Origin of the sequence: Paracoccus aestuarii (assembly GCF_028553885.1) — a bacterium.
Taxonomy (GTDB): domain Bacteria; phylum Pseudomonadota; class Alphaproteobacteria; order Rhodobacterales; family Rhodobacteraceae; genus Paracoccus; species Paracoccus aestuarii.
Genome location: NZ_CP067169.1, coordinates 1,198,579 through 1,216,384, shown reverse-complemented (window position 1 = coordinate 1,216,384; position 17,806 = coordinate 1,198,579). Strand labels below are relative to the sequence as shown.

The 17,806-nt window shown below is 68.9% G+C and carries 17 protein-coding genes and 1 pseudogene; 7 read left to right on the top strand and 11 right to left on the bottom strand.

Annotated elements, in window-relative coordinates; translation table 11 throughout:
• Nucleotides 1-42: 42 nt before the first annotated feature.
• From JHW48_RS06250 to infC, 5 genes and pseudogenes are all read right to left on the bottom strand, one after another.
• Nucleotides 43-459, bottom strand: a complete 417-nt coding sequence (locus JHW48_RS06250; RefSeq protein WP_119887839.1) for a GNAT family N-acetyltransferase — start codon at nt 457-459, stop codon at nt 43-45.
• On the bottom strand, nt 456-2,480 hold the full coding sequence (locus tag JHW48_RS06245; RefSeq protein ID WP_119887838.1) for a M3 family metallopeptidase: 2,025 nt from the start codon (nt 2,478-2,480) through the stop codon (nt 456-458). The genes JHW48_RS06250 and JHW48_RS06245 overlap by 4 nt, the downstream gene beginning before the upstream one ends.
• Nucleotides 2,481-2,506: 26 nt before the next feature.
• A pseudogene (locus JHW48_RS06240) lies at nt 2,507-3,557 on the bottom strand (HesA/MoeB/ThiF family protein).
• Nucleotides 3,557-4,030 (bottom strand): dUTP diphosphatase, encoded by a 474-nt coding sequence (dut, locus tag JHW48_RS06235; protein WP_119886081.1) that lies wholly within the window; start codon nt 4,028-4,030, stop codon nt 3,557-3,559. Before dut ends, JHW48_RS06240 begins: the two are co-directional and overlap by 1 nt.
• Before the next feature lie 75 nt (nt 4,031-4,105).
• Entirely contained in the window at nt 4,106-4,645 is a 540-nt protein-coding gene (gene infC, locus JHW48_RS06230; RefSeq protein WP_119886107.1) for a translation initiation factor IF-3, read from the bottom strand.
• A gap of 182 nt (nt 4,646-4,827) precedes the next feature.
• On the opposite strand from infC, the gene JHW48_RS06225 reads away from it, so the two are divergent.
• The 6 genes from JHW48_RS06225 (at nt 4,828) to JHW48_RS06200 (ending at nt 10,021) form a co-directional block, all read left to right on the top strand.
• Nucleotides 4,828-5,562, top strand: a complete 735-nt coding sequence (locus tag JHW48_RS06225; protein WP_170152279.1) for a hypothetical protein — start codon at nt 4,828-4,830, stop codon at nt 5,560-5,562.
• The gene (locus tag JHW48_RS06220; protein ID WP_240637824.1) at nt 5,562-6,437 is read left to right on the top strand and encodes a glycosyltransferase family 2 protein; all 876 of its coding nucleotides are present in this window, start codon (nt 5,562-5,564) and stop codon (nt 6,435-6,437) included. Before JHW48_RS06225 ends, JHW48_RS06220 begins: the two co-directional genes overlap by 1 nt.
• A 126-nt stretch (nt 6,438-6,563) precedes the next feature.
• A complete protein-coding gene (gene fabA, locus JHW48_RS06215; RefSeq protein ID WP_119886083.1) occupies nt 6,564-7,073 on the top strand; it encodes a bifunctional 3-hydroxydecanoyl-ACP dehydratase/trans-2-decenoyl-ACP isomerase in 510 nt (169 codons plus the stop codon).
• A gap of 22 nt (nt 7,074-7,095) precedes the next feature.
• The gene (gene fabB, locus JHW48_RS06210; RefSeq protein ID WP_119886084.1) at nt 7,096-8,325 is read left to right on the top strand and encodes a beta-ketoacyl-ACP synthase I; all 1,230 of its coding nucleotides are present in this window, start codon (nt 7,096-7,098) and stop codon (nt 8,323-8,325) included.
• A gap of 13 nt (nt 8,326-8,338) precedes the next feature.
• The gene (locus tag JHW48_RS06205; RefSeq protein ID WP_119886085.1) at nt 8,339-9,127 is read left to right on the top strand and encodes an enoyl-ACP reductase FabI; all 789 of its coding nucleotides are present in this window, start codon (nt 8,339-8,341) and stop codon (nt 9,125-9,127) included.
• Between the two features lie 69 nt (nt 9,128-9,196).
• Nucleotides 9,197-10,021 carry an alpha/beta fold hydrolase gene (locus JHW48_RS06200; protein WP_119886086.1) on the top strand — a complete coding sequence of 275 codons (825 nt, stop codon included), beginning with the start codon at nt 9,197-9,199 and terminating at the stop codon, nt 10,019-10,021.
• On the opposite strand, the gene JHW48_RS06195 is transcribed toward JHW48_RS06200, so the two are convergent.
• Complete coding sequence (locus JHW48_RS06195; RefSeq protein WP_119886087.1) at nt 10,018-11,502, bottom strand: inorganic phosphate transporter; 1,485 nt, start codon at nt 11,500-11,502, stop codon at nt 10,018-10,020. The two genes, JHW48_RS06200 and JHW48_RS06195, sit on opposite strands and share 4 nt — an antisense overlap.
• A 198-nt stretch (nt 11,503-11,700) precedes the next feature.
• Here JHW48_RS06195 and JHW48_RS06190 point away from each other — a divergent pair, with 198 nt between their 5' ends.
• A complete protein-coding gene (locus JHW48_RS06190; protein WP_119886088.1) occupies nt 11,701-12,552 on the top strand; it encodes a sugar phosphate isomerase/epimerase family protein in 852 nt (283 codons plus the stop codon).
• 123 nt (nt 12,553-12,675) lie between these two features.
• On the opposite strand, the gene JHW48_RS06185 is transcribed toward JHW48_RS06190, so the two are convergent.
• The 5 genes from JHW48_RS06185 to JHW48_RS06165 all read right to left on the bottom strand — a co-directional run bounded on the left by JHW48_RS06185 (nt 12,676) and on the right by JHW48_RS06165 (nt 17,794).
• Nucleotides 12,676-13,425, bottom strand: coding sequence for a 3-keto-disaccharide hydrolase (locus JHW48_RS06185; RefSeq protein ID WP_119886089.1), 750 nt, complete (start codon nt 13,423-13,425; stop codon nt 12,676-12,678).
• A 53-nt stretch (nt 13,426-13,478) separates the two neighbouring features.
• The gene (locus JHW48_RS06180) at nt 13,479-14,123 is read right to left on the bottom strand and encodes a gluconate 2-dehydrogenase subunit 3 family protein (RefSeq protein ID WP_119886090.1); all 645 of its coding nucleotides are present in this window, start codon (nt 14,121-14,123) and stop codon (nt 13,479-13,481) included.
• Nucleotides 14,123-15,811: a GMC oxidoreductase gene (locus tag JHW48_RS06175; RefSeq protein WP_119886091.1), complete on the bottom strand. Its 1,689-nt coding sequence runs from the start codon at nt 15,809-15,811 to the stop codon at nt 14,123-14,125. Before JHW48_RS06175 ends, JHW48_RS06180 begins: the two co-directional genes overlap by 1 nt.
• Before the next feature lie 33 nt (nt 15,812-15,844).
• Nucleotides 15,845-16,735, bottom strand: coding sequence for a hydroxypyruvate isomerase family protein (locus JHW48_RS06170; protein ID WP_119886092.1), 891 nt, complete (start codon nt 16,733-16,735; stop codon nt 15,845-15,847).
• Nucleotides 16,736-16,858: 123 nt separating this feature from the next.
• Entirely contained in the window at nt 16,859-17,794 is a 936-nt protein-coding gene (locus tag JHW48_RS06165) for an ABC transporter substrate-binding protein (protein ID WP_119886093.1), read from the bottom strand.
• Nucleotides 17,795-17,806 lie beyond the last annotated feature (12 nt).

Below are 17,806 nucleotides of genomic sequence, written 5' to 3'. Positions count from 1 at the left end.
CCGCCGGGCGGCAGCGCGCCGACCGCAGGTCGGCTCCCCTGCTCAGGCCTCGCGCGGATAAAGAAAGGCCGTCTCGCAGGCGGGCATCCCGATCCGGCGATAGAAGCTCTCCGCACCCGGCGCGGCCAGCAGCAGGCACATGCAGTCAGGCCCCGCCAGGCGGCGCGTCTCGGCGATCAGCGCCTGCCCGATCCCCCGCCCCTGCCAATCCCGGTCCACCGCCAGATCCGACAGATAACAGGCCCAGGCCCCGTCCGTGATCGCCCGCGACACGCCGACCAGCGCATCGCCCGCCCGCGCCGTCACGACGATCCCCGCCCCCTCCAGCATCCGCCGCAGCCGGTCCGCATCCGCCACCGGCCGCCGCGCCGCCAGCCCGGAGGCCTGCAGCACCGCCGCGAATTCCTCCACGCCGATACGCTCGGCCGCGATGCGGATGCCCTCGGGCGGCGCGGTCATGCCAAGCCCCGCCCCTCCAGCAGCGGCTCGATCCCCGGCATGCGGCCGCGGAACGCCATCCACAGATCCTCGGCCGGGGCCGATCCGCCGCGCGACAGGATCGTCCGTTCCAACCGTCGCGCCGTCTCCGGGTCGAACACGTCCCCCGTCTCGGTGAAGGCCGCGAAGGCGTCGGCATCCATCACCTCGGACCACATGTAGCTGTAATAGCCCGCCGCATAGCTGTCGCCGGAAAACACATGCGCGAAATGCGGCGTCGCGTGGCGCATGGGGATGGCGCGGGGCGCGTCCAGCGCCTCCAGCACTTCGGACTGGCGGGCCATCGGATCGGCGGGCGGCTGGCCGCGATGGAAGGCCAGATCGACCAGCGCGCTTTCCAGATACTCCACCGTCGAGAATCCCGCATCCGCCTTGCCCGCCGCCAGCAGCCGGTCGCGCAGATCGGCGGGCAGGGCCTTGCCCGTCTGATGGTGGCGCGCATGGGCGTCCAGCACCTCGGGCTGTTCCAGCCAATGCTCCAGCAGCTGGCTGGGCAGCTCCACGAAATCCTGCGCCACCGCCGTCCCCGAGATCGAGGGCCAGTCCACATCCGACAGGATGTGATGCAGCGCATGGCCGAATTCATGAAACAGAGTGCGCGCATCGTCCCAAGACAGGAAGGCGGGCGCGCCCTCCTCGTCCGGCGGGGTGAAGTTGCACACGTTCACCACGATCGGCCGCTGCCCCGCGCCGATCTTGTGCTGGACCTGCAAAGATGAACACCACGCCCCCGACCGCTTGGCCGGCCGCGCGAAGAAATCCGCAACGAAGATCGCCATCAGCCGACCCTCGCGCGTGATGCGGAAGGCCCGCGCCCGCGGCGTCCAGAGCGGCGCCTCGATGGGCTCGGCCCGCAAAGCGAACAGGCGATGGGCCACGTCGAAGACCGCCCCCAGCATCGCGTCCAGCGTCAGATAGGGCGCCGCCGCATCCGCGTCGAAATCCAGATCCTGCCGCCGCAGCCGTTGCGCATAGAGCCGCCAATCCCACGCCTCCAGCGGGCCGTTCACGCCGTCTGCGCGGGCCAGAGCGGTCATCCGCTCCTCGTCGCGGGCGGCGCGGGCGCGGGCGGGCGCCCAGACCCGGGTCAGCAGATCCTCGACCCGCTCGGCATTGCCCGCCATCTGGGTCTCCAGCTTGTAGGCGGCGAAATCGTCATAGCCCAGCAGCTGCGCGCGTTCGTGGCGCAGCTCCAGAATCTCGCGGATCAGGGGCAGGTTGTCGGTCGCCTCGCCCCCCGCGCCCTTGCCCGATCCGCGCCGGGTCCAGGCGGTGAAGGCCGTCTCGCGCAGGGCCCGGTCGCCCGCATGTTCCAGAAACGGCACGATCAGCGACCGGTTCAGCGTCACCACCTGACCGGGCAGGTCGCGTTCGCGCGCCGCCGCCCGCATCGCGCGCAACAGCCAGTCGGGCAGCCCCTCCAGCCGGTCATCGGCCACGGGCAGGACATAGTCGCGTTCATCCTCCAGCACGTTCTGGGCGAATTGCGTCGTCAGCACCGCCATGCGTTCGCGGATCGCGGCCATGCGGGCGCGCCCTTCGGCGTCCAGCCCCGCCCCCGACCGCGTCAGGTCGCGCAGCGCCAGCCGGGTGATGCGGGCATCCTGTTCGGGCAGCGCATCCGCCCCCTCGGCCACCGCCCGCACCCGGGCATAGAGCCGCGGATCCGTGCCGATCCGGCTGCCGTAATCGGCCAGGCGCGGGGCGAAGTCGCGCTGCAGCGCTTGGCGCGCCGGGTTCGAATCGACCGCCGCCAGCGTGTAGAAGATCGACAGGACGCGGTTCAGCCCCTCCTCGGCGGTCTCCTGTGCGGCGATGGTATTGGCGAAATCGGGCGCGTCGGGATTGGCGGCGATCGCCTCATGCGCGGCCAGGGCCGCAGCCAGTTCGCGGTCGAAGGCCGGGGCGAAATCCGTGTCGCGGATCAGATCGAAGCGCGGCAGCCCCTCGGGGCCGGTCCAATGGGTCAGGTGATCGGTCATGTCTGCCTCCGGTTGTCGGGTGCAGGTTAGGGAAGCGGCGCCCCCGGTGCCAGCGCCGATTGCCCGCCGCAGACGGGACAGGCGGGATCGGCGGCGCAGGCGATCATCCGCGATTCACCGTAGAGCCCGTCGAACAGCATCATCCGCCCGCGCAGGCTCTGGCCCGCGCCGGTCAGGTGCTTGATCGCCTCCAGCGCCATGACGCTGCCGATGATGCCGGGCAGCGCGCCGACGACGCCTGCCTCGGCGCAGGGGGCGTCATGGACGGGGGCGGCGGGGAACAGACAGGCCAGGCACGGCCCGCCGCGGGCCGGGTCGAACAGGGTGACCTGCCCGTCCCATTGCCCGATCGCGCCCCAGATCAGCGGGACCCCCGCCGAAGCGCAGGCGCGATTGATCGCATCCCGCGCGGCAAAGCTGTCGGTGCCGTCGATGACCAGGTCGTGATCGGCGATCAGCGCCGTGTCGGCCTCGGTGATGCGGCGGATCAGGGGGGTCACGTCCAGATGCGGGTTCAGGCGCAGCATCGCCTCGGCCGCGGCATAGGCCTTGGGCTCGCCCCGCAGATCGTCGCGAAAGATCACCTGGCGCTGCAGGTTCGACAGGCTGACCGTGTCGTCATCGGCCAAGGTGATCCGCCCCACCCCCGCCGCCGCCAGATAGAGACAGACGGGCGCCCCCAGCCCCCGGCCCCCACGACCAGCACCCGGGCCTGTTTCAGGCGCATCTGCCCCGGCCCGCGATCTGCTTGAGGACCAAGTGACGGGCATAGCGGTCCAGTTCCGCCTCGGACAGGCGGTCCCGGGCGGGGGCGGTGGGCGCGGGCGGGGCGGCCACCGCGCGCAAGCGGCGCAGCAGGCGGCGATATCCGATGACCAGCGCCACCACTGCGCCCAGCACCAGCCAGCCCGCCGCGCTGCCGCCGGTGGCCTGGGCCGCGGCCGATCCGGGGGCTGCCAGCGACAGCGACAGCAGACCCAGCCACAGCACGGCAACCATGGTCAGCGTCACCCGGCGCGGAAAGCCCATGACCCGGCCCAGGATCAGCAGCATCCCGATCAGGAATATCCCCAACATCAGCCGCGCCCCGTCGAGCCGAAGCCGCCCTGCCCGCGCGCGGTGCCCTCCAGGCTGTCCACCTGGTCGAACCGGGCCTGCGGGGCGGGGGCCAGGACCATCTGGGCGATCCGGTCGCCATGGCCCACGGTGAAGGGCGCATCGCCCAGGTTCAGCAGGATCACCCCCAAGGGCCCGCGGTAATCGGCGTCGATCGTGCCGGGCGCGTTGGCCAAGGTCACGCCATGCTTCAGCGCCAGGCCGGATCGGGGGCGGATCTGCGCCTCCCACCCTTCGGGGATGGCCAAGGCCAGCCCGGTGGGGATCAGCGCGCGCCCCAAGGGGGGCAGCGTCAGGCCGGCCGCCCGGTCGTCGGGGGCCAAGTTCGCGCAGAGATCCGCCCCCGCCGCCCCTGCGGTGACATAGCGCGGCAGCGGAATGGCGGGATCGGCATCGGGCAGGCGCATCACGCGCAGGACGGGGCTTTGGGTCATGGCGCATCCTTGCAATGCAAAAGGCCGCGCGGCAATGCCCGCGCGGCCCTGATCGATGTCGCGGATGTCGCGCCCTCAGCGGGGCGAGATCATCATGACCATCTGGCGGCCTTCCAGCTTGGGCATGGATTCGACCTTGCCCATCTCGCCCACGTCGTCGCGCACGCGGTTCAGCAGTTCCAGGCCCAGATCCTGGTGGGCCATCTCGCGGCCGCGGAAGCGCAGGGTCACCTTGACCTTGTCGCCGCCTTCCAGGAACTTCATCACGCTGCGCATCTTGACGTCGTAATCATGGGTATCGGTCCCGGGACGGAACTTGATCTCCTTGATCTCGATGACCTTCTGCTTCTTGCGGGCCTCGGCCTCGCGCTTCTGCATCTCGTATTTGTACTTGCCGAGATCCATCACCTTGCAGACCGGCGGCGCCGCGTTGGGCGAAATCTCGACCAGGTCCAGACCGGCATCCTGGGCCATCTGCAGGCCGACCGAGGGCGGCACGACGCCTACATTTTCCCCGTCGGGACCGATCAGGCGGATTTCGGAGACCCGGATGCGTTCGTTGGTCCGGGGACCGGTATCGCGGGTGGGCGGTGCGTTATGCGGGCGGCGGGCTATGGCGTTGCTCCTTGAATAGCCATTCGAAGTGGCAGGAAAATAAGGTCTGCCGCCGCGGTTTTCAACCGGAATTGATGGGTTTGGGACGCAAAAGGCGCAGCCTTGCGGGGCTGGCGGTGCTTTCCTGCCGGGGGGGCCTGTGTCATAGATGGCCGTGACGCCAAACCGGGTAAGGAAGCCGAATGACCAAGCTGTTGCCGATCGTCGTGATTCTGCTGCTGGCCGCGGGCGGGGGATGGCTGCTGATGCAGGATCGCGGGACCGACACCGCCGCGCCGCAGGTGACCGCCCAGACCTCTCAGGCGCCCGCCACCCCCGACACCGATGCGGGCGAGGCCGCGCGCCTGGCCGAGGACGCCGCCCGCGCCGCCGAGGAGGCCGCCCGGACCGCCGCCGAGGCCCCCCAGGACCCCGCCACCGATGCCGAGGACGCCGCCAACGCCGCGGCCGATGCCGCAGCCGATGCCGCGGCCCTGGCCGCCGATGCTGCGGCCGAGGCGTCGCGCGCCTCGGGCGACCTGCCCACCGCCGGTGACGCGGCCGATGCCGCCGAAGCCGCAGCCGAGGCCGCCCTGGCCGCGGCCGACCGCGCCGCACAGGCCGCGGCGGGCGCCACGGCGGGCGTGACTGGCCTGGCCGCCGGCGCTGCCGAGGATGCCGCCCGCGCCGCGGCCGACGCCACCCGCGACGCCGCCGACGCCGCCCAGGACAGCGCCGGTGCCGCAGGCGTCGCCGCCCGGATCGAGGCACTGCTGACCCCCGAGGGCTTCGACCGCGCCGAGGTCGACCGCCTGATCGACGAATCCGCCCTGCCCGACGCGCAGAAACAGACCCTGCGCGCCCTGGTCGCCTCGGCCGCCGACAACCCCTCGCTGCTGGCTGCCGCGCTGGAGCAGGTCCGGGCGGTCATGCGCTGATGCCGGTCCTACCCGTCCGCCCCATGGCCGCGGTGCTGGCCGACAAGCCCAAGGCCTTGGCCAAGGGCCCCTTGGCCATCATCCTAGTCGAGGATGACGTGGCCGTCGAACGCACCGTCCGCCATCACCTGGACCGCGGCTTCAGGCACATCCTGCTGGCATCCGACCAGCCGCAGGACCTGCCCGAGGCCTTGGCCGCCCGCGTCACCCAGCTGGGCCATGACACGCGCCGCCCCGACGCGCATGTGGACGTGGTCAACGCCGTGATCGCGGCGGTGCCCGCGGGGACCTGGCTCTATTACGGGTTCAATGCGGAATTCCTGTTCCACCCCTTCTGCGAGACGCGCAGCGTGGGCGAGATGCTGGCCTTCCATGTCGAGGAACGGCGCGACGCGATGCTGACCTATGTGGTCGATCTCTATGCCTCGGACATCGCGCGCTGTCCCGATGCGGTGGACCTGGAGAACGCGATGTTCGACCGGACCGGCTATTACGCCCTGGGCCGGGTCGGGCCGGACGGGCATCACCGCGAAAGACAGCTGGATTTCCACGGCGGCCTGCGCTGGCGCTATGAGGAGCTGCTGCCCCCCGACCGCCGCCGCATCGACCGGATCGCGCTGTTCCGCGCCGCCCCGGGCCTGGCCGTCACCGCCGATCACCGATTTACCGTCGAGGAATACAACACCTATTCCTGCCCGTGGCACCACAACCTGACCGCCGCCATCGCCTCGTTCCGGGTGGCCAAGGCGCTGGTCAGCAATCCCGGCTCGCGTGATCAGGTCGGCACGATGACCTGGCGCAACTCGCACCGCTTCGATTGGTCGTCGCAGCAGCTGATGGATCTGGGGCTGATGGAGCCCGGCCAGTGGTTCTGAACCTGTCGTTCTGAGCGGGCCTTTCGGCTGGCCCTTGCGCCGATCTTGCGCCGGATGATAGACCCTGCGGCAACATTCGACCCCTGATGGCCCCCGGCGGGCCGCAACCGGAAAGGCCCGACCCGCATGGCGATGACCCAGACCAGCTTCGACCGCGACGACCTGCTTGCCTGCGCGCGCGGAGAGCTGTTCGGCCCCGGCAACGCCCAGCTGCCCGAGCCGCCGATGCTGATGATGGACCGCATCACCGAGGTCTCCGAGGACGGGGGCGAACATGGCAAGGGCCATATCGTCGCCGAATTCGACATCAAACCCGACCTGTGGTTCTTTGACTGCCATTTCCCCGGCAACCCGATCATGCCGGGATGCCTGGGCCTTGACGGGCTGTGGCAGCTGACCGGCTTCAACCTGGGCTGGCGCGGCTGGCAGGGGCGCGGCTATGCCTTGGGCGTGGGCGAGGTCAAGCTGACCGGCATGGTCCGGCCCGACCGCAAGATGCTGCGCTACACCGTCGATTTCACCAAGGCCATCCAGACCCGCCGCCTGACCATGGGCGTGGCCGACGGCCGCGTCGAGGCCGACGGAGAGCTGATCTATCAGGTCCGTGACATGAAAGTGGCCCTCTCGGCCAGCTGACCCCATCCAGAAGGAGGCCCCCATGCGCCGCGTCGTCATCACCGGGCTTGGTATCGTATCCCCCATCGGCAACACCGCCGACGAAGTCGCCGACAGCCTGCGCACGGGCCGTTCGGGCATCGTCGCAGCCCCCGAATATGCGGAACACGGGTTCCGCAGCCAAGTCCATGGCATGCCCCAGATCGTGCTGGAGGATCATATCGACAAGCGCGACCTGCGCTTCATGGGTCCGGGCGCGGCCTATAACTTCATCGCCATGGAACAGGCGATCAAGGATAGCGGCCTGGACGAGGCCGACGTGTCGAACCCGCGCACCGGCCTGATCATGGGATCGGGCGGGCCGTCCACGTCGAACTTCTTCCAGGCGCATCAGACGGTGATCGAGAAGGGCGCGCCCAAGCGCATGGGCCCCTTCATGGTGACGCGCTGCATGTCGTCGACGAACTCGGCCTGTCTGGCCACGCCCTTCAAGATCAAGGGCGTGAACTATTCCATCACTTCGGCCTGCGCGACCTCGGCGCATTGCATCGGCAACGGCGTCGAGCAGATCCAGATGGGCAAGCAGGACATCGTCTTCGCCGGCGGCGGCGAGGAGCTGGACTGGACGCTGTCCTGCCTGTTCGACGCGATGGGCGCGATGTCGTCGAAATACAACGACAGGCCCGAGACCGCGTCCCGCCCCTATGACGCGACCCGCGACGGCTTTGTCATCGCGGGCGGCGGCGGCGTCGTCGTGCTGGAAGAGCTGTCCCACGCCCTGGCGCGCGGCGCCAAGATCTATGCCGAGGTCACCGGCTACGGCGCGACCAGCGACGGCTATGACATGGTCGCCCCCTCGGGCGAGGGCGGCGAGCGCGCGATGCGCGTGGCCCTGTCCACCCTGCCCGAGGATCGCAAGATCAGCTATATCAACGCGCATGGCACCTCGACCCCGGTGGGCGATCTGGGCGAGATCAAGGCGATCCGCCGCATCTGGGGCGAGGGTTCGACCCCGCCGGTCAGCTCGACCAAGTCGCTGACGGGTCATTCTTTGGGCGCGACGGGCGTGCATGAGGCGATCTACAGCCTGCTGATGTTGCAAAATGACTTCATCGCGGCATCGGCGAACGTGACGACTCTGGACCCCGAGATTCAACCGGGCGAAATTGCCACCAGCCGCGTTGACAACGCCGGGTTGGATTCGGTCCTGTCGAACAGCTTCGGCTTTGGCGGCACCAATGCGACGCTGGTGATGTCGCGCTATCACGGATAAGGGCCGGAAACACATGGGCGATCTTCTGAAGGGCAAGCGTGGGCTTGTGATGGGGGTCGCCAATGAGCGGTCCATCGCGTGGGGCATCGCGAGAGCCTTGGCCGATCAGGGGGCCGAGCTGGCCTTTTCCTATCAGGGCGAGGCCTTCGGCAAGCGGGTCGAGCCGCTGGCCGCCTCGGTCGGGTCGGATTTCCTGGTCGATGTGGACGTGACCGATGACGCGTCGCTGGACGCGGCCTTCGCGGCCCTGTCCGAGCGGTGGGGCCGGCTGGATTTTCTGGTCCATGCGGTGGCGTTTTCCAACAAGGACGAGCTGACCGGCCGGTTCATGAATACCAGCCGCGCCAATTTCAAACGCAGTCTGGAGATCAGCTGCTATTCGCTGATCGAGGTGGCGCGGCGGGCGCATCCCCTCATGGCGGAGGGCGGGTCGATCATCACCCTGACCTATGGCGGGTCGAACCGGGTGACGCCCTTCTACAACGTCATGGGCGTGGCCAAGGCCGCGCTGGAGAGCAGCGTGCGCTATCTGGCCAATGATCTGGGCCCGGACGGCATCCGCGTGAACGCGATCAGCCCCGGCCCGATGAAGACCCTGGCCGGTGCGGCCATTGGGGGCGCGCGCAAGACCTTCCGCCATACCGAGGCGAACGCGCCCCTGCGCGCCAATGCCACGCTGGAGGCGATCGGCGGCACCGCGGTCTGGCTGATGTCGGATTGGGGCGCATGCACCACCGGCGAGGTCGTGACCGTGGATGGCGGCTATCATGTGCTGGGCATGCCGCAGAGCGAGAACCTCTGACGGCGGAGCCGGGGGCTTCGCGCCCCCGGACCCCCGCGGGGTATTTGGACAACGAAGAAGGGCGCGGTCATGGCGGATTTCACGGCGGATGACGGGGCGCGGATTGTCTATTCCGACGAGGGGGCGGGCCTGCCCGTGCTGTGCCTGGCGGGGCTGACCCGGGGGATGTCGGATTTCGACTATGTCGCACCCCATCTGGAGGGCGTGCGCCTGATCCGGATGGAGTATCGCGGGCGGGGTGCGTCGGACTGGACGGGGCCTGCGACCTATACCGTGCCGCGCGAGGCGCGTGATGCCGTGGGGCTGCTGGATCACCTGGGGGTCGAGCGGGCGGCGGTGCTGGGCACCTCGCGCGGGGGGCTGATCGGGATGTTCCTGGCCGCGACCGCGCGGGACCGGATGGCCGGCCTTTGCCTGAACGATGTGGGGCCGGAGATCGAGCGGGCGGGGCTGCAGCGGATCTTCGATTACGTGGGCCGCACGCCGGCGGCCCCTACGCATGAGGCCTTGGCAGCCCGCCTGCCCGAGGTGATGCCGGGGTTTTCGGACGTGCCCGAGGGGCGCTGGCTGGAGGATGTGCGCCGTCATTACGACCAGACGCCCGAGGGGCTGCGGCTGCGCTATGATCCAGCCCTGCGCGAGGCGTTTCTGGCCGCGTTCGAAGGCGCGCCGGTCGATCTGTGGCCCTTGTGGCAGGCGACCGAGGGGATGCCCGTCGCGCTGATCCGGGGGGCGAATTCGGACCTGCTGTCGCCTGCCGTCACAACGCGGATGCAGGCGATGCGCCCCGACCTGATCCTGGCCGAAGTGCCGGGACGCGCGCATATCCCTTGGCTGGACGAGGCCCCTGCCCTGACCGCGATCCGGGCCTGGCTGGCGGCCTGCGGGGCCTAGCCCCCCAAGGTCCGCAGGCCCAGGAAGATCGCCGCCGACAGGGCCGCCGCCGCGGGCACCGTCACCACCCAGGCCGCTGCGATCGTCAGCACATGCGAGCGGCGGACCAGCTTGCGGCGACGGCGTTCCTCGGGGCCGGTGCGGGGGCGTTCGGGGGCCATGCCCTGCACCGCCCGCGCCCGGCGCGCCGCGTCCCATTCGCGGAAGAACCCCACCCCGAAGATCGCCCCCACCGCGATATGGGTCGAGCTGACCGGCAGGCCCAGCCAGCTGGCCAGGATCACCGTCAGCGCCGCCGAGAGCGACACGCAATAGGCGCGCATCGGGTTCAGCTTGGTGATCTGGCTGCCGACCATGCGGATCAGCTTTGGGCCGAAGAGGAACAGCCCGAAGGACAGCCCGAAGGCGCCGATCAGCATCACCCAGAGGGGGATCGACACGGCCTCGGATATCCCGCCCGTGGCCGAGGCCTGCACGATCGCGGCCAAGGGGCCGACCGCGTTGGCCACGTCATTGGCCCCATGGGCAAAGGACAAAAGCGCGGCCGAGATCACCAGCGGGATGCCGAACAGCACCTTGAGCGACTTGTTGCGGTTCTCCAGCCCCTGCGACTGGCGGCGGATCACGGGGATCATCGCCAGCCAGATCGCCAGGCCCAGGCCCAGCCCGATCAGCAGCGCCTGCCCGAAGGACAGCGAGATCAGCCGCGACAGCCCCTTCAGCGCCAGATAGGCCGCGAAGGCCCCCGCCATGATCCCGATCAGCACCGGCACCCAGACCCGGGCCGCCGCGATCTTGTCGGCGCGATAGATGATGCGCGCCTTGATGAACCACAGAAACCCCGCCGCGATCAGCCCGCCCAACAGCGGCGAGACGACCCAACTGGCCGCGATCATCCCCATCGTGGGCCAGTTCACCGCCGCGAACCCCGCCGCCGCGATCCCCGCGCCCATGACGCCGCCCACCACCGAATGGGTGGTCGAGACCGGCGCCCCGATCCAGGTCGCCAGGTTCACCCAGAGCGCCGAGGCCAGCAGCGCGGCCATCATCGCCCAGACAAACACGCCCTCGGCCCCGATGGTCGCGGGGTCGATGATCCCGCGCGAGATGGTACCCACCACGTCGCCCCCCGCGATCAGCGCGCCCGCGGTCTCGAACACGGCGGCGATAATGATCGCACCGCCCATGGTCAGCGCATTCGCCCCCACCGCCGGGCCCATATTGTTGGCCACGTCATTGGCGCCGATGTTCAGCGCCATGTAGGCCCCGAAGATCGCGGCCACCACGACGATCATCGTGTTGTTGGCCTGGCCGAAGGCCAGCGCCGCCCCCAGCCCCGCCAGCAGCACGAAGACCAGCGCGATCCCCGGCGCGACCAGCGGCCGCGAGGCATAGGCCGTCGCGTTTTCCAGCGTCGAGAACCGCCCCAGGTCGCGGTCCAGCGTATCGAGATGTCGGGCGTCCAGGTCGTTATGGGCCATGATGTCCTTCGGGGGCGGATCGGTTCACGGGGGCCTAGGGGCAAACGGCGCGGGGTTCAACCGCAACCCCCGCGCCCGGCCCGCACGGGCATGCGGAAATTCGCCGACCGCCGTGAATGTAATCCTTTTCAGTCGGAATGAAATCAATTACATTTTCTGCAACCCCCGGAGGAGCGGGGCATAACCGAGGAGATCACGATGACTATCGCATATCCGGCCCTGCTGGGCGGTCTGGCGGCGGTGCTGGCCACGGGCGCCATGGCGCAGGACCCGCGCACGGCGGAACTGCCCATCGCGGTGCAGATGTACACGCTGCGCGATCACGGCACGCTGGACGAACAGATGGCCGCGGTGCAGGCGGCGGGCGTCACCGCGGTCGAGACGGTCGGCACCCAAGGCGTCACCGCCGAGGAGCTGTCGGCCCTGCTGGATCAATACGGGCTGGAGGCGATCTCGACCCATGCGCAGCTGGCCGATCTGCGCGCCGATCCGCAGGCGGTGATCGACTTCAACAAGGCGATCGGCAATGACGTCATCACCGTGCCCTTCCTGGCCGAGGATGACCGGCCCGCCGATGCGGCGGGCTGGACCGCCCTTGGCGAGGAGCTGGCCGCGCTGAGCGACACGCTGCGCGCCGAGGACATGGTGCTCGCCTATCACAACCACGCCTTCGAGATGGTCGAATTCGACGGCCGCACCGCGCTGGAGATCATGATGGAGGCCGCGGGCGGTGACGTCCTGGCCGAGCTGGACCTGGCTTGGGTCGCGCGCGGCGGCCTGGATCCGGTCGAGTATCTGGCCCGCTTCGACGGCCGCGTCTTCGCGATCCACGCCAAGGACAACGCCCCCGAGGGCGAGGCCCCCGACGAACGCGGCTTCAAGGCCCTGGGCCAAGGCACGCTGGACTGGGCCGCGATCCTGCCCGCCGCCGAGGAGGCCGGCGCGCAATGGTACATCATCGAACATGACCAGCCCATCGACGCGGCCGAGGTCGTGCTGACCGGGGCCACCTTCCTGACCGAAAACCTGCCGGACAGCGCCACGCGCTGACCCTCCCTGCCGGACAGGTTGACTGGGGCCGCGATCCGTCGCGGCCCCTTTTTCATGCGCCCCGCCCAGAAAAAGGCCCGCCCCGAACGATCGGGACGGGCCATGCGGCGCGCGGGGCGCCTGTCACATCGGGCGGACCCAGATGTTGCGGAAGCTGACATCGGCATCGTGATCCTGCAGCTGGATCGGCGCGCAGTCATGCGCCTCGTAGCTGGGATAGCCGATCCATTCCGTCGCCCCCTGGATCTGGGCGTGGTTCTGGACCACCACCCCGTTATGCAGCACCGTCACATGGGCCGGGCGGCGCAGCGCCCCGTCATCGGCAAAGACCGGCGCCTGGAAGATGATGTCATAGCTCTGCCATTCCCCGGGCGGGCGCGAGGCGTTCACCAAGGGCAGATGCTGCTTGTAGATCGACCCCGCCTGCCCGTTCGCATAGGTGGGGTTGTCATGGCTGTCCAACACCTGCACCTCGTAGCGGCTCTGCAGGAAGATGCCGCTGTTGCCGCGGTCCTGGCCGTCATGGCCCTCGTCATTCGGGGGCGAGCGCCATTCGACATGCAGCTGCATGTCGCAGAAGCTCTCGGTCGTGCGGATGTCGCCGGTGCCGCGGGCGACGCGCATCGCGCCATCCTCGACATGCCATTCGGCGGGGCCGCCATTCACGGATTCCCACGCGTCCAGATCGCGGCCGTCGAACAGCACCACCGCATCGGACGGGGGCTGGCCCTCGGGCGCCTCGACCAGGCGGGGTTCGGGGCCCTGCACCTCGGTCACGGTGGATTGGGCGCGGCGTTCCTCAGGGGTGGCATCCTGGGCCATGGCGGGGGCGGCCAGCGCCGTCAGCGCGGCCAGGGCGGTCATCGTCTTCATCGGCTGTCCTTTCATCGGGGGACGGCCCCGGACGATCCGGGGCCGCGCGGGGATCAGGTGGCCCAGGCCGGGCCGCCGTCGTAGTCCAAATCGCCGATATATTCGCCCGGCACCGGCTCGTAGCGCAGGACCTCGTTGGCCCCGACCTCCGAGGTGAAGAAGCCGAACAGCGTCAGCTGCTGGATCGGCGTGAACCAGTGCAGCGCCGGCAGGTCGGGTTCGGTCTGGGCCTGGGCCTCGGCCGCGGGTTCGGCGGCGGGCTGCTGGTCGGCGGCCTGGCGGCGCATCTCCTCGCGCGCCTCGGCGACGACGCGGGCCCGGGCGGCGGCGGCGATCATCGCCTCCTGCAGCATCTCGCGCCGCTGCTCGCCCTCCAGCGCCTCGAAATCCTGGCCGAAGCGGGATTGCGACTCGGATTTCAGGGTCTCCATCCCCTCGCGGAAGGCGGCCTGTTCCTCGGGGGTATAGCAGTCGCTGACGAACTGGGTCATGAAGGCGCCCACTTCGGCATCCTTGGCGCCGGGCGTGTCGGTGGCGGGGATGATCGTCTCGGCCACCTCGTCCAGGAAGGCCGCATCCTCGGGGGTGAAGATGTTCCGGCCCGTCTCGGTCGGGACATAGGCCATCACCCGGCCCGCGCCCAGCATCGCCGTGCCGGTCACGGCAGCGATCATCGTCAGAAGGTCACGACGGTTCATCACAGGTCTCCGTTCTTCAGGGCGGTCACGGCATGGTCGGCCGCCCGCGCGGTCAGCGCCATATAGGTCAGCGAGGGGTTCACGCAGCTGGCCGAGGTCATGCAGGCCCCGTCCGTCACATAGACATTGGGCGCGTCCCAGACCTGGTTATGCGCGTTCAGCACCGAGGTTTCGGGGTCGAGGCCCATGCGCGCGGTGCCCATCTCGTGGATGCCCATGCCGGGGGCATAGTCGCGGTCCACGGGCTTGACGTCGACGACGCCCGCGGCCTCCAGGATTTCGACCGCGTCCTGCTTCATGTCCTCGCGCATGCGCATCTCGTTCTCGCGCAGATCCACGCTGACTGACAGGACCGGCAGGCCCCACCGATCCGTCGTGCCCCGGTCCAGCGAAATGCGGTTGTCGTGATAGGGCAACATCTCGCCAAAGCCGGTCATGCCGATGGTCCAGTCGCCGGGCCGCGACAGGGCCTCTTTCAGGTCGGCGCCGATGTTCAGCTCGGCGATGTCGCGCTGCCAGCCCTGGCGGCTGGCCGATCCCTGATAGCCGAAGCCGCGGGTATAGGACCGTTCCTCGCCGTCGATATTGCGGAAGCGCGGGATGTAGAAGCCCGCCGGGCGCCGGCCGAAATAATACTTGTCGTCATAGCCCTCGACCCGGCCCTCGGCGCCGACGCGGAAATGGTGGTCCATGACGTTGTGGCCCAGCTCGCCCGAGGAGGATCCCAGGCCCCCTTCCCAGACATCCGTCGCCGAATTCATCAGCACCCAGGTCGAATTGAAGCTGGAGGCGTTCAGGAAGATGACATTCGCCGTGTATTCATAGGTCATGTTCGTTTCGGCATCGATGATCTCGACCCCGCGCGCCTTGCCGGTATCGCGGTCATAGAGCACCTCCTTGACGATCGAGAAGGGCCGCAGCGTCAGGTTGCCCGTGGCCATCGCCGCGGGCAGGGTCGCGGATTGGGTGCTGAAATAGGCGCCATAGGGGCAGCCCAGCCAGCATTTGTTGCGATACTGGCAGGCGACGCGGTTCTGTTCGGGCCGCGCCTCGGTGATGTTGGCCACCCGCGCATTGATCAGATAGCGCTTGCCGCCGAAGGCGTTCCGCAGCCGGGCGGCCACGTCCTTTTCGACGATGTTCAGCGGGATGGGCGGCAGGAATTCCCCGTCGGGCAGGATGTCCAGCCCCTCGCGGGTGCCGGCGATGCCCGCGAACCGTTCCACATGGTCGTACCAGGGCGCGATATCGGCATAGCGGATCGGCCAGTCCACAGCCACGCCTTCGCGTTCATTGGCGGTGAAATCCGTCTCGGACAGGCGATAGGTCTGGCGCCCCCAGAGCAGCGACCGCCCCCCCACGTGATAGCCCCGGAACCAGTCGAAGCGCTTGGCCTCGACATAGGGGTTGTCCTGTTCGTTGGCCCACATCCCGAATGTCTGTTCGTTCAGCGGATAGTCGCGCGACAGGACGGGATGGTTCTCCTTCATCTCGACGGTGGCGGTGCCGCGATGGGGATAGTCCCAGGCCTCCTTTTCGGCATTCTCGTAATCGACCAGGTGTTCGATGTTGCGGCCGCGTTCCAGCATCAGGACCTTCAGGCCCCGCTCGGTCAGTTCCTTGGCGGCCCAACCGCCGCTGATGCCCGATCCGACGACGATCGCGTCGTAATGCATGTTCTCTGCCATCTGGCGTATCCTTTCCGGTGATGCTTGTGGCTGTCAGACGTCGCAGGACAGCACGGCCTGGCGCAGCGATCGCGCCGCCGTCCGCGGGTCCGAGGGGACGAATTCCTGGGCGATCCAGCCGTCGAAGCCGGTATCGCGGATGGCCCGGCAGATGGCGGGATAGTGCAGCTCCTGCCGGTCGTCGGGTTCGTTGCGGCCGGGATTGCCGGCGGTGTGGTAATGGCCGAACCAGCGGTGATGGTCGGTGATGGTGCGGATCACGTCGCCTTCCATGATCTGCATGTGATAGATGTCATAGAGCAGCCGGAAGTGATCGCTGCCCAAGGCCTCGCACAGGGCCACGCCCCATGCGCTGCGGTCGCACAGATAGTCGGGATGATCGACGCGGCTGTTCAGCAGCTCCATCTGCAGGACCACCCCTGCCGATCGCGCGGCGGGCAGGATGCGTTCCAGACCGCGGGCGCAGTTTTCCAACCCCTCCTGGTCGGACATGCCGCGCCGGTTGCCACTGAAGCAGATCAGGTTCACATGCCCCGCCCCGGCCACCAGATCGATATGGCGCAGATAGCGGTCGGTCAGCGCGTCATGATTGGCGGCATCGGCCCAGCCATCCTCCAGGCTGATCTCGGCCCCGTTGCACATGGAACTGGCCAGCCCGTGTTCGGCCAGCACCGGCCAGTCGTCGGGACCGCAGAGGTCGATGGCCCCCAGGCCCAGCTGCCGCGCCATCAGGCACAGATCCTCCAGCGCCATGTCGCCAAAGGTCCAGCGCGCGACGGAATGGTTGATATTGCCCCGCAGGCCCTGCGCGTCCTGCGCATGGGCCGTGCCCGTCAGGCCAGCGCCCAGGGCCATGGCACCCGCGCCTTGGAACAATCCCCGCCGCGACAGGGCCGCAGGCATCCGGTCCGACAAATCGGTCATTCTCTCCTCCCTTGCGTGAAAGCCCCGGTCGATGAACTGAAACCGATTACAAGTCAGGGCGGACCGACCCCCTCCTCCGGGGTCGCGGGGGCGGCGCGGATCGCTCCGCGCCGCCGGTCGTCATCAATAGGGGCTGTCCTCGAAATAGTAGTTTTCGGCATTCTCCGGCGTGATCAGCTCGGATGCGATGATGAATTCGCCCGACATGGGCGCGCCCGAGGTCAGCCCGAGCGCCGTCATCTCGATCGCGGTCGAGATCATCGAGGGCGGATAGGTCACGTTCACCGGCACGGTGGGGTCGTTGTTCTGGATGCGCTGGACCATCTCCTTCATGCCGGCGCCGCCGACGACGAACATCTGGTCGGTGCGGCCCGCCTGGTCGATGGCGGCCAGCGCGCCCACGGCCATGTCGTCATCCGCCGCCCAGACCGCGTCGATTTCCGGGAAACGCGACAGCCAGTCCTGCATCAGGTTGAAGGCCGTGTCGCGGTTCCAGTTGCCGTGGTCCATGGCCAGGACCTCGATCCCCGACCCCTCCAGCGCGGCCTCGAAGCCCGCCACGCGCTCGTTGTCGACGGTCGAGGCGATGCCGCGCATGACGACGACCTTGGCACCGTCCTCCAGCGTGTCGGCGAAATATTGGCCCGCGGTGCGACCGAAACTGTCATTGTCGCCCGCGACATAGAGGTTCTCGATCCCCTCCTGCGCCAGGCCGCGGTCCACGACCGTGACCCAGACGCCGCTCTCGGCAATGCGCTGGATCGGGCCGGTCAGCGGCTCGGATTCGAAGGGGAGCACGACCAGCGCGTCGATGCCGCGGGTGGCGACCATGTCCTCCAGGTCGGAGACCTGCTGGCCGGGATCCGAGGTGGTGGTCAGCACGAATTGCAGGTCGGGATTGGCCTCCTGCAGGCGCTGGACGGTGCGTTCGGCGTGAAAGTTCAGCGCGCCGGCCCAGCCATGGGTGGCGGCGGGGATGGACACGCCGATGGTCTGGGCCAGCGCGGGCGCGGCGGTCAGGCCCATCAGGGCGGTGGTGGCGATCAGGATCTTTCTCATGGTGGTTGCTCC

What these genes read in the sequence shown, in the direction of transcription:
- JHW48_RS06250 (WP_119887839.1), bottom strand. Translation starts at nt 459, where the DNA reads ATGACCGCGCCGCCCGAGGGCATCCGCATCGCGGCCGAGCGTATCGGC.
- JHW48_RS06245 (WP_119887838.1), bottom strand. Translation starts at nt 2,480, where the DNA reads ATGACCGATCACCTGACCCATTGGACCGGCCCCGAGGGGCTGCCGCGC.
- dut (WP_119886081.1), bottom strand. Translation starts at nt 4,030, where the DNA reads ATGACCCAAAGCCCCGTCCTGCGCGTGATGCGCCTGCCCGATGCCGAT.
- JHW48_RS06225 (WP_170152279.1), top strand. Translation starts at nt 4,828, where the DNA reads ATGACCAAGCTGTTGCCGATCGTCGTGATTCTGCTGCTGGCCGCGGGC.
- JHW48_RS06220 (WP_240637824.1), top strand. Translation starts at nt 5,562, where the DNA reads ATGCCGGTCCTACCCGTCCGCCCCATGGCCGCGGTGCTGGCCGACAAG.
- fabA (WP_119886083.1), top strand. Translation starts at nt 6,564, where the DNA reads ATGGCGATGACCCAGACCAGCTTCGACCGCGACGACCTGCTTGCCTGC.
- fabB (WP_119886084.1), top strand. Translation starts at nt 7,096, where the DNA reads ATGCGCCGCGTCGTCATCACCGGGCTTGGTATCGTATCCCCCATCGGC.
- JHW48_RS06205 (WP_119886085.1), top strand. Translation starts at nt 8,339, where the DNA reads ATGGGCGATCTTCTGAAGGGCAAGCGTGGGCTTGTGATGGGGGTCGCC.
- JHW48_RS06200 (WP_119886086.1), top strand. Translation starts at nt 9,197, where the DNA reads ATGGCGGATTTCACGGCGGATGACGGGGCGCGGATTGTCTATTCCGAC.
- JHW48_RS06195 (WP_119886087.1), bottom strand. Translation starts at nt 11,502, where the DNA reads ATGGCCCATAACGACCTGGACGCCCGACATCTCGATACGCTGGACCGC.
- JHW48_RS06190 (WP_119886088.1), top strand. Translation starts at nt 11,701, where the DNA reads ATGACTATCGCATATCCGGCCCTGCTGGGCGGTCTGGCGGCGGTGCTG.
- JHW48_RS06185 (WP_119886089.1), bottom strand. Translation starts at nt 13,425, where the DNA reads ATGAAGACGATGACCGCCCTGGCCGCGCTGACGGCGCTGGCCGCCCCC.
- JHW48_RS06180 (WP_119886090.1), bottom strand. Translation starts at nt 14,123, where the DNA reads ATGAACCGTCGTGACCTTCTGACGATGATCGCTGCCGTGACCGGCACG.
- JHW48_RS06175 (WP_119886091.1), bottom strand. Translation starts at nt 15,811, where the DNA reads ATGGCAGAGAACATGCATTACGACGCGATCGTCGTCGGATCGGGCATC.
- JHW48_RS06170 (WP_119886092.1), bottom strand. Translation starts at nt 16,735, where the DNA reads ATGACCGATTTGTCGGACCGGATGCCTGCGGCCCTGTCGCGGCGGGGA.
- JHW48_RS06165 (WP_119886093.1), bottom strand. Translation starts at nt 17,794, where the DNA reads ATGAGAAAGATCCTGATCGCCACCACCGCCCTGATGGGCCTGACCGCC.